This is a genomic window from Bradyrhizobium sp. SPXBL-04, from assembly GCF_051853035.1.
Lineage (GTDB): Bacteria > Pseudomonadota > Alphaproteobacteria > Rhizobiales > Xanthobacteraceae > Bradyrhizobium > Bradyrhizobium zhanjiangense.
The window spans coordinates 1617456-1632293 of record NZ_CP182472.1 but is presented as its reverse complement, the minus strand read 5'-3'; the positions used below and the strand labels follow the sequence as shown (position 1 = coordinate 1632293).

The window sequence follows — 14838 nt, the reverse complement described above, 5'->3', positions numbered from 1 at the left end:
GCCGTGAGACTCTCTCTCGGCTTCCAACCCGTCGCGAACAGCCCCCCTCCTCTCACTCTCGCGCGAGGCCGAGCATCACGCCGCCTCGTGATCGGCGACAGCCGAATCCAGCGACGGGGGCTCAATGGACCCGGGAACGAAGCCGAGCAAATACTCCGCGGCCTTGCTCGCCTGCGAGGCGGCACGCACGATGGCGCGATTGTCTTCGCGCAGGACTTCGAGCCAGGAGCCGATATAGTCGGCATGGCGTACGGTCGGGACGATCCCGAGCGACGCGCAGCTGAACGCGGAACTCAACTCGGCGACCAGTTCTTCGAAGGCGTATTTTTTCGTACCGTAGGATCCGCTCTGGTCGCGGTTCAGACGCGATGAATGCCCGGTCGCATGACCGAGTTCATGCAAGGCCGTGCGGTGCCAGTTGATGGGTTCGAAATAGGCCTGCGGCGGCGGGACCTGCACGTAGTCTTCGGCGGTTGCATAGAATGCACGATCCCCGCCGATCCGAAATGGAATTCCGCTGGCCTTGATCAGGGCGTTCACCGTGGGTTCGATGAGGCCAGCCGGGGGTGGCGGCGCAGCGGTGGCAATCTCGTCAGGCAGATCTGCGCACTGATCGACATTGAAAACGGTAAATCGTTTGAGGAATGGAATCGCCTGCACGTCTTCGCCAGTTTCAGCGGCGCGTCGTTTTTCGTCATTCGGCACGAAACGATCTGCATAGACAACAGTGGTGCCGCGCTCTCCTTTGCGAACGTGACCACCAAGCGAGAGCGCCTGGCGGAAAGTGAGCCAGCTTTGCCCGGTGAATCCGCGTTCGATCACGGCTCCCCAGAGAATGAGGATGTTCACGCCACTGTATTGCCGCTTGGTCGACGCATTTTTCGGCATGGCCAGCGGCGCTTTCGCCGCGGACGTACCCCAGGGCTGAACCCAGGGGACGCGTCCGGCCTCAAGCTCGGCAATGATCTTGTCGGTAATTTCGTTATAGAGGGTTGCCCGGTCCTGGCCGGCGCGCGCGCGAGCAGTAGTGTTTGACATCGCGGGTCTCCGCGACGGGCGCCGCGAGCCTCTCTCGCAACTTCTAACCCGTCACGGAAAAACCAGCCTGCACTCTTACTCTCAGCCCTTGCGCCATCTACCGAGGGCCTCATTCGCGATCAGGCGTGCGCCCAAGGGCGCATCGCCGCAACGGAAAATGGCACCCGGAGAGCGTGAGCATAGCGACCCGAAGGGGCACGCGGGTCCGAGTGCAGCGACGAGACCGGTTCAATAGCGGCACCCGGGAACGGGGCAGTGATAGCGATCGCCGCAGGCGAGCCCCTTTCCCGAGTGCCCCCGGCGAGGAGCACCCAAAGCTCTAGCGCGAGGGATCAAAGCCGCAAGGCCGAGACGCTGCGCGGCTCGGTTCACGAGAGCCCGGTGCGGCCCTGGCCGCACGCGCCAAAACCTGAGCGAACGTGATGCAGGCAATGATACGAGAACCGCCCGACGTTTTCACAGAGTCTCACAATTATGGAAGAGAGGCCTGTGGGCGGAGCGAAGCGGAGGCCACTAAGGGTCACGAGACCCGGCTAAGAGGCACCCGCAGGAGGGTCAGCATAGCGCCGACGCGTAGCGGCGGGACCCGGGACCGAGTGCAGTCGCGAGACCGGTTAAAAAGGCACCCGACCCGAAGGGCAGCGACGCCGGAATGCAATGACGGCGGGACCCGAGAGCGAGTGCCTCCGGCGAGCGACTCAATGCGGATTTACGTCTCCTTGGTATCAATTTTGCTTTTGTGATATCGTCTCACTCGTGCGCATGTCTATGCACGGCGTGGGCATGTTCACTGAGAGCCAATTCTTACAGAGGACGACATGGCCAAGAAAGCGAAGAAGGCAAAGAAGACCGCGAAGGCAGCCACCAAGAAGGTTGCAAAGAAGACTTCAAAGAAGAAGTAGTCGTATCGGCTGCTGATCTATTGCCGCCTCCGGGTCGCAACCCGGATGAAACGAGACCTTCCCAAAGGATATGAAGCGTCCTTTGCAGCCGTTCGGTGTCGCGGCACGCTAAGATAAGGCCGGACCTTTGTGCAGGTGGCTGCTGCATAAAGGTCTGGTTTTTCGTTTCTGCCCAGCGAGGGCGTGATTTGCTCGTGCGCGAGGGATCGAAGCCGCAAGGCCGAGACGCTGCGCGGCTCGGTCCACGAGAGCCTGGTGCGGCGACAGCCGCACGCGCTAAACGGACAAGGAGCAACCACCTGAGCTCGGACGTCTGAAGTATTGGAAAAATGATTTCTTCAGTTCCGTTCTTGCCCACCCTAGCACCTCGCCAAGCTGAAAATTCAGCCTTCGAAAAACCACGAGATCCCACGATCCCGAATCCCAGTCGTGTGTTAGCGATGGGGAACGTCTGTGGGACTAAACGATTCGTCTCAGCGTGGGAGGTCCCTTTAATGCTGATGACCAAGCAGAGACCGCCGGCGATCCGCACCCTGCGCGGTTGGGCGATCAACGTGCTGAACGAAGCCGGCGCCATCCGGGAGTGCGAGGAGCACGGTTGGATGCAGGACCGCGCCGATCCGCATGCGCGAGAGCGCGCCTTCGACATCGCCCGTCAGGATCCGCCAGCAGACGTATCCCGTGACGCAGCGGAGGCCGCGGTTCGCGACGTGCTGGACTCGATTGGTGATACCTGCCCAGAATGCCCTCTTGACGAGGAGGACCGACGCTAAGCACCGATGCCAACCCGTCTTCTACTCAGCGGCCTAGCCGCCTTTCCACCCGCTTCCGCGTATTGCCGACCTTTTTGACAGCCTTCTTCACCGCCGGCGCCGACTTTCCCGTCTTCTTCGCCTCGTACTGCACTTCGTAGTCCTGCCCGCCGGCCACCCGTGCCCGGTCCTGCTTGCGTCCGCGGGACGTCTTCGATTTCTTCGCTGCCGCCATGGATACCTCCTGTTCGTGGCGTCGAGGCAACGCAACAAGGATTCGCCGGTTCCGGAACGATTCGAACTGTGCCAATTTGAATCGCCTGTAGCGTGGAGTTCATCAGTGGCGTTTCAGCGTAAAAGGCCGGCGGCTATCGGCGTCAATGCGCCCTTCCCCGGCTTCATCGAACCGGCCCTGGCCACCTCGACCGAGAAGGTGCCATCCGGGGAGCGCTGGATTCACGAAATCAAGTTCGACGGCTACCGCGTCCAAGTCCATCTCGCCAACGAGACGGCGAAGATCTTCACCCGGCGTGGCCATGATTGGACGCATCGCTTCAAGAAGGTCGCTCATGATGCCTGGCGGATCAAGGCGAGCTCGGCCGTGCTGGACGGCGAGATCGTGGTACCTGCCGCCGACGGCACGACCGACTTCTCGGTTCTGCAGAACGAGCTCAAGGGCAAGTCGAAGAGCATCGTGCTCGTCGCGTTCGATCTGCTCTATCTGAACGGCCGAGATATCCGCAAGCTTCCGCTCTTTCAGCGCAAAGGCGAACTCAAGAGGATTCTGGGCGGCACCGACATCCAGTTCAGCGAAAGTTTCGAGATTGACGGCCGCGAGATGTTCGCGCACGCCTGCAAGCTCGGCCTCGAAGGCGTGGTCTCGAAGGTCCGGGGCAGCGCCTATCCAACGGGACGCACGAATGACTGGGTCAAAAAGACCTGCGTACAGCGTGAGACGTTGACCATTGCCGGCTTCGCACTCGATGGGACGAAGTGGGACGGCATCTACGTCGGCCGGCGCAAGGGCGACGACCTGGTCTACGCCGGTAAAGTCGACCGCGGCTTCGACAAGGTCTCGGCCGCCGATCTGCAGAAACGGCTTAAACCCCTCATCCGGAAGACCCAGCCTTATACCAAGCGCATCGCTCACAAGGGCATCTGGGTCGAACCCAAGCTTCTGGCGGAGATAGAATATCGCGCGAAGTCGGCCGAGGGAAAGGTTCGCCACCCCTTCTTCCGGGGCCTGCGGGAGGATCTGTGATGGATGCGTTCGATCGCTTCTGGCAATGGGCGAACAAGCCCCTGGAAAGTCCGCTGACGATCCCGGCCGAGCTGCATCGAGCGGTCATGGAGCTCGCTCCCGAGGACCGAGGGGACCGCACCGCGGTGAACCGAGCCGCGGCGCGCGCACCAGACCCCGAACGATGATCGCCGACGGCAACCCTTTGCATTCCCTCGGTGCCGAGCAAGAACTGCCAAGAAACTAACTCCGCGCACGCCGCAGCGCAGCTTCCAATCGCTCCCTCTCCTTATTCCAGCGATCGTCTTCGGTTTGCGATCTCTTCGCGAGGGCCTCAACCTCGGCCTGGATGGCGGCGGCCCGCTTCGCGTGCTCCTGCTCCGCCTTGTCCAGCGCAGCCTGCGCCTTGTCGACGACCTGCTGACGGCGATCACGCTCTTTCTGCCTAGCGGCCTCTTCCCTCGCCCGTTCACTCTCCCGGCGCTTCTCCTCTCGTTCGTATGCAAGCGCAGCCTTCCGCTCGGCCGTCTTGTCGACGGGACGGGAGGAAGGCTTCTTCGCAATTTGGCCCTTCGATTGGCGCGGGGCGTTCGTCGATCGTCTGTCCCCGCTGAGATGGGAGGGCAGTTCGGCTTGCTCGCTGAAGGTTCGGTTGGATCCGACCGGGCGCCTGAGAACGACGCCCGGCTTCTTCATGGCCGCAGCGATGACGTCCGGATCGTCGCTTTCCTTCGCCGCGCCCTGGTGGAAGAGATTGCTGTTGGCGCCCCAGGCATCGAGGGCCGCTTTCATCGAGGGGGCGGCGATCGCCAGATCGAAGAAGCCCAGCGAAGTCTGGTAGGTTTTCAGTTTTCTCGCCATCGGTCTGATCCGCCCTCCTCCATCGAGCCTCAACGTCACGCACGCCACGGAGCCCGCGGAACATGACGCGGCCCCGAAGCGTTCCCTAATCCTTGAAGGACGTCCATGCATTTCGCAACGTGCTCTTAAGGATTGGTCTCGAATGAGCCGGACGTCGACCCTGCCCAAACGCCTGCAGCCGATGCTCGCTACGCTCACCGACGCGCCGTTCGACGACCCTGGTTGGGCTTTCGAGGACAAGTACGACGGCTTCCGCATGATTGCGGAAATCCGGCGAGGCAAGGTTGCGCTCTACAGCCGCAACGGCAAGATCATCAGCCGCAGCTATATCGAGGTCGCGAAAGCGCTAGAGGGCGTGAAGGCGGATGCCGTGATCGATGGCGAGCTCGTCGCGATCGGCAAAGACGGCGTATCCCATTTCCAATTGCTCCAGAACGCCCTGCGCCATGAGGCCAAGCTTCTGTACTGCGCGTTCGATCTCATGTTTGCTGACGGCGAGGACCTGCGAGCGCTGCCGCTCCTCGAGCGCAAGAAGCGACTCAAGGCCATTCTGCCCCGCCATAAGCTGATCTCGTTCAGCAAGCATCGCAAAGGCAGCGGAACAAAGTTCTTCGCAGAAGCCGAGCGAAGGCATCTCGAAGGCATCATGGCCAAGCGCGCCGACAGCTCTTACGCGTCCGGGCGCCGGACCGCCGACTGGCTGAAGGTGAAAACCGCGCAGCGGCAGGAGGTGGTGATCGCCGGCTTCACGGCGCCGAGGCGAACCCGGCCCTTCTTCGGCGCCCTCGTCCTAGCGGTGCGCGAAGATGATGGATGGCGGTATATCGGCCACGTCGGCACCGGCTTCAGCCACCAGGTTCTCGAACAGCTTCACGGCAAGCTCCTGAAGCTCAAGACGGCCAAATCGCCCTTTCCCGCCAAGGTGAAGGATGAGCAGGTCACGACCTGGGTCCGTCCTTCGCTCGTCGCAGAGGTGAAGTTCGCGGAGTGGACCAGCAACGGCGAGCTGCGCCAGCCGGTCTATCTCGGCCTGCGCTCCGACAAAAACGCGAAGGACGTCGTATGTGAAAAGAACTGGTCGCGAAAATAGCGCCCGCCAAACGGAGCGTGCGGCCTGTTCAGCCGGCTTCGCGCTCGGATGCCGAAGGCCATGGCGGCAAGGGCGGCAACCCGAGAGCCTTACGTACCGGTCCGAACGACCGCCGGTGAGCTGCGCATGCGCCGAGCCTGGCGAGCGCGTCATAATGAGCCGGCACCGGGTAGCCCTTGTGATCCGCGAAGCCATAGCCGGGGTGTCGCACGTCGAGCGTCCGCATGATCCTGTCGCGCTCGACTTTCGCGAGGATGGAGGCGGCCGCGATGCTGGCGGACTTGGCGTCGCCTTTGATGATGGCCTGCTGAGGGATGTCGATTTCCTTCAGCCGTTTCGCATCGATCAGCAAGTGTTGCGGCGTCAATCCCAGCCCCCGGACCGCACGTTGCATAGCCTGGATGCCTGCCCAATAGATGTTGATGGCGTCGATCTCCTCGACCTCGACGAACGCCACACACCAACTCCCAGCCTTTTCCTTGATCTCCTTCGCGAGTTCTTCGCGAGCCGCGGCGTCGAGTTTTTTCGAGTCGTCGATTCCGACTATCCGCGTGCCCGGTTTCAGGATCACGGCGCCAGCGGAGACCGGCCCGGCGAGAGGGCTCATTCCGGCCTCATCCACGCCTGCCACGGCATGATGGCCTGTTTCCCACAGAGAGGTCTCGAAGCGGAGCATCTTGCGGAGGCGCTGCCCTTCCGACCTATTTTCGAAGCGGCGTTTATCGATTGAAGCCAGGATGGCACGCGCTCCGGCGCGGGTGTCGGCCCGCAAGATCAGCTCGACGCTGGCCTCGAGCGGTCTTTTCTCGACGACATAGCGCTGACGCAATACATCGAGTGAGTACTGGGACATTACGGCCTTCGTGAAGATTGACTGTTGGGGAGCATGTCAGTGAACTTTATGGCGGTTGTCTGAAGTAGCTATACAGCCTCACCGACCGCGCAACGCCCTTTCAAAAGGAACCCGGCCAGCTCTCCCGCGCGGGTTCGGCCTCCATTTCCTCGCTATATTGTCGCTCGCCGGCTCGGTAGAAGGACCCGTGCTCAGTCGCCGTCCCGAGTAGATCGGGGCCGGCATGGCCGCAAACAAGGTAACGGCGGTACGCTTGGGGCTGGGGAGGCAAATCGACAGTCCGGGACTATCAAACCGCTGCTCCCATTTGGCGGATTTCTCTTCCCTCAGTCGCTACCTCAAGACGCGTTTGCTCTTGCCCGTTCGCGCGCCTCGCGCCGGCGTTCACGTCTTTCGCGCCGTCGCTTGGCACGATCGGCGGGCTGCCGCAGCGGAGGAACAGGCGCCGGCGAGGTCGCACTCGTCTCCAGAACTGGAGGCGCCTCGGCCCTTGCCAAGGCCGTCGGCCGCGCTTCCATCAATTCGAGCAACGCCCGTCCTTTGGACGTGATCTTCCATCCTCCGCTTATCCGTTCGACCAATCCTTGTGAGAAGATGTCGAGGTCGGGCACTCTGGCCGCGAGGCGCCTGGTCCGGTCCGCCCAGTCGCGGCCACTCGTTGCCAGGATGGCCATATCCCTCTTGAGGTCCTCCATCACGGCAAAGCCGTCCGGATAAGCTACCAAAATCTTCAGGACGGTGACTTGAAAGTTCACGCCCGCCCCGCGATCAGCGCCACATCGTCGGCGCGTGCGAGAGGGCGTCGCGACCAATCTGTTTGAGACCTTCGGGAGAAATCTCGCCTCTCGTCGCAGCCTCTAGGATTTTCGACGCGACGTGGGTACGTGCCCCGATCTCGCGGTGCGAGACGCTTTCACAGACTTCATCGAGAACCGCGCGCAAAAGCGCGGTGGTTGCCGAGTCGAACATAAGCTGCCCCCTAAGGGAAAATCTAATCCTAGCGCGGTTTCGCCCGCTTGGGGATTCAAGCATGTTAAACTTTGCGGACGGTGCACTGCACCCATAACTGCGTCTCGCCCCTAATGGATCGCCTCTCTGGCCGAGGCCCCCAAAACCGAACTGATTGGGCTGAAAGACGACGCTGCCCAAACACTCTCCCCAGCGCAAACTTCCGCAGTGGCGCGGCCTGCAGCGCGCAAAGTGTCCCTCTCATTGCAAATCGCGAGGTCGACGGCTCTATGGGTTCGGCCTCGCGGCTGTTGCCTTTCTGCCGGTCAGCGCGATAGTCTCACGCGACCTCGTCGAGATGGGATTTACCATCCGCCAGAGCCTGCCGCGGATGACGAAGGAGTGACCGTCTGGCGTGACCGGTGCTTCACGATAGGCTAGGCCGACTTTCGCTGCGGCTTTGCAGCCGGCTTCTTGGCCGCGCCCTCCTTCGCCGCCTTTTTGCCGGTGATCGGCATCAGCATTTCCCTCTGCCCAGCGGCCGCCTTGCGCGGCTTCTTGGCCGGCTTCTTCGGCGCCTCTGTCGGGCCCGCTGCCTCTCGTCCGATGCTCTTACGCAGAGCATCCATCAGGTCCACGACATTCTCACCGCGAGGACGCGCTTTCGCGGTGATGGGTTTGCCGGCGCGCTTCTGATTGATGAGATCGATGAGGGCGGTTTCGTACTGGTCTTCGAACTTGTCCGGCTCGAAATGGCCAGCCTTCTGATTGACGATGTGCTTGGCGAGATCAAGCATGTCCTTGGTAACTTTGACATCCTGAATGTCGTCGAAATATTCATCCGCGGGACGGACTTCGTAGGGGTAGCGCAGCAGCGTGCCCATCAGTCCCTTATCGAGAGGCTCGAGCGCGATGATGTGCTCGCGGTTGGTCAGCACCACACGGCCGATTGCGACCTTGTTCATCTCGCGGATGGTTTCCCGAATGACGGCGAAGGCATCGTGCCCAACTTTACCGTCAGGACGCAGATAGTAGGGGCGAATGAGATATCGCGGATCGATCTCGCTGCGGTCGACGAACTCGTCGATTTCGATGGTTCGCGTCGATTCCAGCGCGACATTCTCAAGCTCCTCCTTGGTCACCTCGATGAAGGTATCGGTATCAACCTTGTAGCCCTTGACGATGTCCTCGTTGTCGACCTCCTCGCCAGTGTCGGCGTCGACCTTCGCATACTTGATCCGATGGCCGGTCTTTCGGTTCAGCTGGTTGAACGAGACCTTTTCGGATTCCGAGGTGGCCGGATAGAGCGCGACCGGACAGGTGACGAGGGAGAGACGCAGGAAGCCTTTCCAGTTGGCGCGGGGGGCCATCGCGGGGGAACTCCATTACAGATGCCGGATTCAAGACGAACCAACCGGCTTGGTTCCGACATCGCTACCCGCCCGAAAGGAGGATTTTTCACGGCGGCTGCCTCGTCGGACTCGACATTTGTTCTTGTTATGTTCTAATTGGGCATGACCGACCGACCCGCGAGCTGGCGCATGCCGACCCCGAAAGAGATGGAAAAACTGGCCGCTGAAGCCGTCCGTAGGCCGAGCCCTTCCACTCCGGCTCCAGAGGCGCCGCTTCCAGCCGAATACTGGGAATCGGTCCTTAGAGACCCTCGCGCCGGCACGACCGAGGCCCAAATGCGGCAGCGGCGTCTTTCCGAAATGCAGCGCCACGTACTGCGCGTCTCCTGCCGCCGCTGCGAGCGGACCGTGGAAATCCAGACCGCCGATGCCGTCCGCTTGTATGGCGCTAACGCAGTTTGGAAGGACGTGGCGCAGCGGTTGCTCGATAACACCTGCCAGCAGCGCACCGGCAGGCATGAAGAAGACGGGTGCTGGCCAGCGTTCGAGTCACCGTAGCCGCTCAGGATTTGCCGATCCGATCTCGTTGCACCTGGATGTCCGGATGGCCCCGAAGTATCACCCTACGCCCCTGTCGGGCGGTGATCGCAAGGCTCTGGCGAAAGAGCTCGGCAAGGCGCGCGCTATGGCCAACATCCTGGCTACCCAATCGGCGGAGATGCGGGCCAAGGGCGAGGCCATGATCCAGCAAGCCGACAGGCTGCTTTGCGAAAGCTGGAACGAGCGGATGTGGTCAGATGGAGAGCCGATCGATCCGTCACCGACCATCGATCAGGCCGTGAACCGAGGCTTCCCCTGGCTGGAGATCAGGTGCGCACGCTGTAAGACGCCGAGCGACGTCGACCTCGCGGCGATGAAGCACCCGCCGACCACCTTCGTGCACGGTCTTGCCAGCCGGCTGCGCTGCCGCAAATGCGCCAAGGCGGGCCGGCGTCCATCCGCGACTCTGCTACAGTTGACGTGGCAGCCGCGCCATCCTCGAACCGAATCCTGACCGATGTGCAATCTTTATTCGATCACGACCAACCAAGCCGCGATCAGCGCGCTGTTTCGTGTCGTGAACCGATACGTTGGCAACCTGGCGCCGATGCCCGGGGTTTTTCCGGACTACACAGCGCCAATCGTGCGGAACGGAGCCGAGGGCCGCGAGCTCGCTACCGCGCGATGGGGAATGCCGTCGTCATCAAAGGCACTGATGGACGCCACGACGAAGCGAGCCGAGAAGCTGGAGGCCAAAGGCAAGGCAGTGGATTTCAAGGAATTGCTCAGAATGGAGCCGGACGGCGGGACGACCAACATCCGCAATGTGAAGAGCAAACACTGGGCTCGTTGGCTCGGTCCCGAGCATCGCTGCGTGGTGCCATTCAACTCCTTCAGCGAGTTCAACAAGGCCGAGGGCGGCGATATCTGGTTCGCGTTCGATGATACCCGCCCCCTCGCCTGCTTCGCCGGCATCTGGACCAGTTGGACGTCGGTCCGGAAGGTCAAGGAAGGCGAGACGACCAACGACCTGTACGCGTTCCTCACGACGGAGCCCAACGCAGAGGTCGGCGCCATCCACCCTAAGGCGATGCCGGTGATCCTGACGACGCCGGACGAGGTCGAGACCTGGATGATGGCCCCTCTGGACGAGGCCCTGAAGCTGCAGCGGCCGCTTGCCGACGGAACGCTCCAGGTCGTCGCCCGCGGCGTCAAGGAAGACCCGGCCGGGCCAACATCGTGACTCACGAAACCGACGACCAAACGGGCCCATCGCCACGTCCATCATCCATGTCGACGCGACCTGGGGCGCGAGAGGAGCAGCCCACCACTCTATTCTGAACAGACTTGCGGTCCTGCAGTGCCGGCTTGATTGCGGCCCGTCCTGCGGACAGTCACGTCATCTCTTCAGATCAATCGCATTCGATGTCTGTGAATGAGGTGCCGAGCGCTTCAAGAGCCTGCTTAAGGTGGGCTTTGACGTCATCAAGTGTCCATCCATGAGCGGCCGCGCCGGTACCCGAAAGATTCACAAGTTTATCCGCCCCGCACACCTTTAACTCGCTCGTGACGACGCCGGGCGGCAAAAGTTGTTGCAGCAAGTTTTTGTCCCCGTAGACCGCTTGTCCGCCGACCACAACAAGCGACACGTTGGCCGGGGTAGCCTTGACGACAGGGTCAAGAGGAGTGGGTCGGGTGGTGTCGATTGCCACGTTCAGAGCGACAAAATCCGCGAATTGCCCGGGCGCCAGCGCACCGATGTAATCGGATATTCTGACAAGCTTCGCGGGGGTCGAAGTTGCCATGGCCACGAGCTCGTCGGAGCTGACGCCATAATGCCTGTATGCGTAACCCATTTCCTGCAGCATGCCCGCACTGCCGGACGGGCTCCAATCGGGCGCAATGGCGATGTCCACTTTTGCCAACCTGGCGGCGGCGATGTTGGTGGTCGAGCCATAGAGTTCGTCATTGCTGCGTGGCGACCAGATAAGTCCGACATTGCTGTCCCTCATGCCGAGAAAATCGGCGTCACGCAAAGCCGTACCGTGAACGAGGGCAAGACCGTCCCGTGGAATAGGAACAGGCTTGGGCTTCCCGATGACGGGTGCGAGCAACACTTCCTTGCTGAGCATGCTATATTCGCGGTGCGCGGCGGAATCAGTGCTCGCGCCCTCCGCGAGATGGACCACCATGCCCCGCAAGGTCTTATGGTCGAGCGCGCACAGAAGATACTCGAACCTCTCGTGCGTCAATTCGAGCGGGAAGACCTCATTTGTCGACGACATCAAGAATCTTTCGATCGGTTTCAGGTCTTACTGTGGGGCATTTGTCGTCGAAGACCGGTTGTTGTTGCAAGAAGCCGGAATCCGTATCGAGATTTCGGGCAAGTCCCGCGACGCACTTATGGTTTTCAGAGGTCTTGTCACTGCTCAGCAATCCTCCAAGGACCGACGTCGCCCCACCGGCAAGCGCCTTGATCTCCGCATAGATCTCCGCTTCGCAGGCTACAGTTGGCATTGCCGCGTAGTGCGGGTTGTTCAGCAAGCGGTCGTATTCCGCGTAATCCTGCCATTCATACCGGTTGTTAAACTTCCGGCCGGGCAGCCATCGTGGCTGGATATTCCAGGTGAGGTGGTCATGGAGATCGATGAAGCCGGGCAGAATGATGCCCGGCACCTTGACCGGAGACGTTGTTGGCTGCGCCGACGCGCTAGGGCCGACGCTCACGATCTTGCCGTCGCCCGAGATCGACAGCGTTCCATCGGCAAGGATGCCGCTTGGCGTCAGCATGACGCCGGCGACGCTCCATTCGACCGCGAGCGCGCTGGCGCCCGTCCAGCACCAAACCCAAAGAACCGCACAAGCCAGGGAATGAAGCCTCATCTCCGCCCCTCAACATCGGTGAACATCAGGACCTAAAGCCTACCTGATGATGGCACGCGCCCTCAAGGGCAACCAATGCTTGTACTGAGGAAAATGCGCGATGGCTGGCGTACGGCGCACCTCCGCCAGAACCTTCGCAAGGTGGCAAAGTTGTTCCTCATACGAAGCTGTAGCCAGGATAAAGGCCAGCAGAGCCGATCGAAGGCCTCAGTGCTGGCGCCAGTACATCGAATTGCGGTTCGCTTTTTTAACCACCTGCATTTTGCGCTAGCCTATTGATCCGGCACGGCTACGTGAGGGTCGTCAGCGCGCACGGAAGTTTGCAACTGGGCGGGATCAACTTTCTTGCGCTGTGCCCACTCAATAAGGTTGGCCGGGCGATAGGTTGGATCAGCACGCCAACGGTTGAACACGCTCGCGTCGATTGTCTCGTTGACGTTGATATGGCTTCCGTCTTCTCGGACATCCGGTCCTCGGCCGATGGTCCGAAACAGTGGCGGAGAAATCTTGGCGTACAATCCCGAGCCAAACGACGCATAGGAATCGGCAATCGGCGCCGTCAGAGCATCTCCATCCAAATCGACCTCCGATCGGAACGAAAGCCCCTGAGATTCCGCCTTCTTCATCATCCAGCGCAGCGGAGCCTGAGCCAGAAGATCGGTCTGATAGCCGCCCCCAACATTTGCGTGGGCACCGACAAACCAGCGCTGCTCAACACCGGAGAGCGGACGCGGTTGCGCGATCACCGCGTTCGGATCTTTCGGGTGGCGAACGTCCCACAGCGTCGGCGCGAAGTCGTTGCGGTGCTCATCAATGGCAAGCGCGTGATAGCCATTTAGGATATGGATACGTAAGCCCGTCTGCAGATAATCGAACTGAGAACGGCTAATGCCCGGAATATTTCCGGCTGCCACACCGACGGATCCAACGGTATCCCATACGCCCACAACTTTCACTTTCGCCGGCTGGGAATATTTGAGCAGCCACTTTTCCTGCTCCGTCAGCTTGCTGGTGTCTCCGGACGCTTCCTTCTCCTTCAACGTCCAAATGCTCTCCTCGTCACCCTTCCTGTAGCGGTCAAACAGTTCGGTCACCCCGATGGGGGAGCCTGCTTTCAGGATGCCATCTATGGCGATCAACCCAGCCAGGCTTCGGGCTGTAAACGCGCCACGGCTGAAGCCGAAAATGAAGATTTCATCGCCGTCGTTGTAGTTCTCGATGAGCCACTCGTAGGCTAGGCGGATGTTCTCATCGAGCCCCTGGCCGAAAACACCGCCCAGGAAACCGTTGACCCCGACCTCGTAGTAGACGAGCTGAGGTTTACCATCCTGGCTTTTCGCGGCGCAAAGCGCGCGCATGCGCCAGACGTTCGTATTGCTGTTGATGCTATTCCATGTGCCGTCGAGAAAAATTGCGAGGCGCTTCTGCTGCTGCTCTGCGCCGACGAAGTTCGGCTGATTTCCGCTCTTCTCTGAAGGGCGACCAATAATTACCCCAATCCAGACTATGGCCACGATCGCAAGCAAGAGGCCGATCGAGTGTCCGATCCGCTCGATCCATCGCAGAACCTTCATGACGTAGCCCCAGTTGCATGACATTGGCCGACTAAAGAGAGAATCGGCGGTTTTGCGGGAGCATAAACCGTCTGCCGATTCGATGCACGTCGCGCGCTTAAACAGCGAACCTTCTACTTGGGCGGGCTTTCCCTCCGTCCGATTTCTTCATGGCACTTGGCCTTGAGGTGCCGAGGGCCGCAGGCCCGACCAGGCGTGCGCCAACGGCGCATCGCCTCAACGGAAAATGGCACCCGGAGAGCGTGAGCATAGCGACCCGAAGGGGCACGCGGGTCCGAGTGCAGCGACGAGACCGGTTCAATAGCGGCACCCGGGAACGGGGCAGTGATAGCGATCGCCGCAGGCGAGCCCCTTTCCCGAGTGCCCCCGGCGAGGAGCTCCGCATCTCTTTGCGCGAGGGATCGAAGCCGCACGGCGGCCGAGACGCAAAGCGGCTCGGTTCACGAGAGCCCGGTGCGGCGAAAGCCGCACGCGCGCAAGCGGAAGATTCCCTCAGTCGGAAGATCTAGACTTCCTCGCGCGCATGCGTCTGCGCGTCATAGATCCGGATCTGAAGCATGGGAAAACGTTTCTTCAGTTCTTCTCCACCTGCCTTGGCGCCGTCTCTGGTTGCAAATTCGGCTTTGAGTCGGCCGTCCACTTCGAGTGCGTAACCAGAGGCCGGCAGTTCACGGGTAGCTGCAACCATTTCATTCCCATTGTGCAGTGAGGTGGTCGGGAATGATGGGTAACGTGAGTCGCCCAAACGGCGCTAGACCCACCTGCCCGAATGCGGTGATCGGTCATCGCACCTTGTGGATTGACG

At 61.1% G+C, this 14838-nt stretch carries 18 protein-coding genes; 7 read left to right on the top strand and 11 right to left on the bottom strand.

Annotation, left to right across the window (positions count from 1 at the left end; genetic code table 11):
- Positions 1-75: 75 nt before the first annotated feature.
- Positions 76-1038, bottom strand: a complete 963-nt coding sequence (locus ACNJX8_RS07695; RefSeq protein WP_439360129.1) for an ArdC family protein — start codon at positions 1036-1038, stop codon at positions 76-78.
- A 1396-nt stretch (positions 1039-2434) separates the two neighbouring features.
- Between ACNJX8_RS07695 and ACNJX8_RS07690 the strand changes: the two genes are divergently transcribed.
- Positions 2435-2713, top strand: a complete 279-nt coding sequence (locus ACNJX8_RS07690; protein WP_439360128.1) for a hypothetical protein — start codon at positions 2435-2437, stop codon at positions 2711-2713.
- A 25-nt stretch (positions 2714-2738) separates the two neighbouring features.
- On the opposite strand, the gene ACNJX8_RS07685 is transcribed toward ACNJX8_RS07690, so the two are convergent.
- Complete coding sequence (locus tag ACNJX8_RS07685; protein WP_439360127.1) at positions 2739-2927, bottom strand: DUF3606 domain-containing protein; 189 nt, start codon at positions 2925-2927, stop codon at positions 2739-2741.
- 105 nt (positions 2928-3032) lie between these two features.
- Between ACNJX8_RS07685 and ligD (ACNJX8_RS07680) the strand changes: the two genes are divergently transcribed.
- Together ligD (ACNJX8_RS07680) and ACNJX8_RS07675 are read left to right on the top strand one after the other, a co-directional pair.
- Positions 3033-3953, top strand: a complete 921-nt coding sequence (gene ligD / locus ACNJX8_RS07680) for a non-homologous end-joining DNA ligase (RefSeq protein WP_439360126.1) — start codon at positions 3033-3035, stop codon at positions 3951-3953.
- Positions 3953-4120, top strand: coding sequence for a hypothetical protein (locus ACNJX8_RS07675; protein WP_439360125.1), 168 nt, complete (start codon positions 3953-3955; stop codon positions 4118-4120). The genes ligD (ACNJX8_RS07680) and ACNJX8_RS07675 overlap by 1 nt, the downstream gene beginning before the upstream one ends.
- 55 nt (positions 4121-4175) lie before the next feature.
- Here the strand turns inward: ACNJX8_RS07675 and ACNJX8_RS07670 are convergent, their stop codons facing one another.
- Positions 4176-4793 (bottom strand): cell envelope biogenesis protein TolA, encoded by a 618-nt coding sequence (locus ACNJX8_RS07670; RefSeq protein WP_439360124.1) that lies wholly within the window; start codon positions 4791-4793, stop codon positions 4176-4178.
- Between the two features lie 142 nt (positions 4794-4935).
- Between ACNJX8_RS07670 and ligD (ACNJX8_RS07665) the strand changes: the two genes are divergently transcribed.
- The gene (gene ligD, locus ACNJX8_RS07665; protein WP_439360123.1) at positions 4936-5883 is read left to right on the top strand and encodes a non-homologous end-joining DNA ligase; all 948 of its coding nucleotides are present in this window, start codon (positions 4936-4938) and stop codon (positions 5881-5883) included.
- 28 nt (positions 5884-5911) lie between these two features.
- On the opposite strand, the gene ACNJX8_RS07660 is transcribed toward ligD (ACNJX8_RS07665), so the two are convergent.
- The 4 genes from ACNJX8_RS07660 to ACNJX8_RS07645 all read right to left on the bottom strand — a co-directional run bounded on the left by ACNJX8_RS07660 (position 5912) and on the right by ACNJX8_RS07645 (position 9054).
- Positions 5912-6736 carry a ribonuclease HII gene (locus ACNJX8_RS07660; RefSeq protein ID WP_439360122.1) on the bottom strand — a complete coding sequence of 275 codons (825 nt, stop codon included), beginning with the start codon at positions 6734-6736 and terminating at the stop codon, positions 5912-5914.
- Positions 6737-7074: 338 nt separating this feature from the next.
- The gene (locus ACNJX8_RS07655) at positions 7075-7491 is read right to left on the bottom strand and encodes a hypothetical protein (RefSeq protein ID WP_439360121.1); all 417 of its coding nucleotides are present in this window, start codon (positions 7489-7491) and stop codon (positions 7075-7077) included.
- A gap of 13 nt (positions 7492-7504) precedes the next feature.
- Complete coding sequence (locus tag ACNJX8_RS07650) at positions 7505-7705, bottom strand: hypothetical protein (RefSeq protein ID WP_439360120.1); 201 nt, start codon at positions 7703-7705, stop codon at positions 7505-7507.
- Between the two features lie 416 nt (positions 7706-8121).
- Complete coding sequence (locus tag ACNJX8_RS07645; RefSeq protein WP_439360119.1) at positions 8122-9054, bottom strand: Ku protein; 933 nt, start codon at positions 9052-9054, stop codon at positions 8122-8124.
- Positions 9055-9198: 144 nt separating this feature from the next.
- Between ACNJX8_RS07645 and ACNJX8_RS07640 the strand changes: the two genes are divergently transcribed.
- From ACNJX8_RS07640 to ACNJX8_RS07630, 3 genes are read left to right on the top strand one after another with little or no spacing between them, the layout of a single operon-like run.
- Positions 9199-9594, top strand: a complete 396-nt coding sequence (locus tag ACNJX8_RS07640) for a hypothetical protein (protein WP_439360118.1) — start codon at positions 9199-9201, stop codon at positions 9592-9594.
- Between the two features lie 46 nt (positions 9595-9640).
- The gene (locus ACNJX8_RS07635) at positions 9641-10090 is read left to right on the top strand and encodes a hypothetical protein (RefSeq protein WP_439360117.1); all 450 of its coding nucleotides are present in this window, start codon (positions 9641-9643) and stop codon (positions 10088-10090) included.
- A gap of 3 nt (positions 10091-10093) precedes the next feature.
- Positions 10094-10819 (top strand): SOS response-associated peptidase, encoded by a 726-nt coding sequence (locus tag ACNJX8_RS07630; RefSeq protein WP_439360116.1) that lies wholly within the window; start codon positions 10094-10096, stop codon positions 10817-10819.
- 169 nt (positions 10820-10988) lie between these two features.
- On the opposite strand, the gene ACNJX8_RS07625 is transcribed toward ACNJX8_RS07630, so the two are convergent.
- From ACNJX8_RS07625 to ACNJX8_RS07610, 4 genes are all read right to left on the bottom strand, one after another.
- The gene (locus tag ACNJX8_RS07625) at positions 10989-11861 is read right to left on the bottom strand and encodes an amidohydrolase family protein (RefSeq protein ID WP_439360115.1); all 873 of its coding nucleotides are present in this window, start codon (positions 11859-11861) and stop codon (positions 10989-10991) included.
- Entirely contained in the window at positions 11845-12459 is a 615-nt protein-coding gene (locus ACNJX8_RS07620) for a hypothetical protein (RefSeq protein ID WP_439360114.1), read from the bottom strand. Before ACNJX8_RS07620 ends, ACNJX8_RS07625 begins: the two co-directional genes overlap by 17 nt.
- A 272-nt stretch (positions 12460-12731) precedes the next feature.
- Entirely contained in the window at positions 12732-14033 is a 1302-nt protein-coding gene (locus tag ACNJX8_RS07615; protein ID WP_439360113.1) for a DUF2235 domain-containing protein, read from the bottom strand.
- A gap of 505 nt (positions 14034-14538) precedes the next feature.
- A complete protein-coding gene (locus ACNJX8_RS07610; RefSeq protein WP_439360112.1) occupies positions 14539-14721 on the bottom strand; it encodes a hypothetical protein in 183 nt (60 codons plus the stop codon).
- Between the last annotated feature and the right edge of the window lie 117 nt (positions 14722-14838).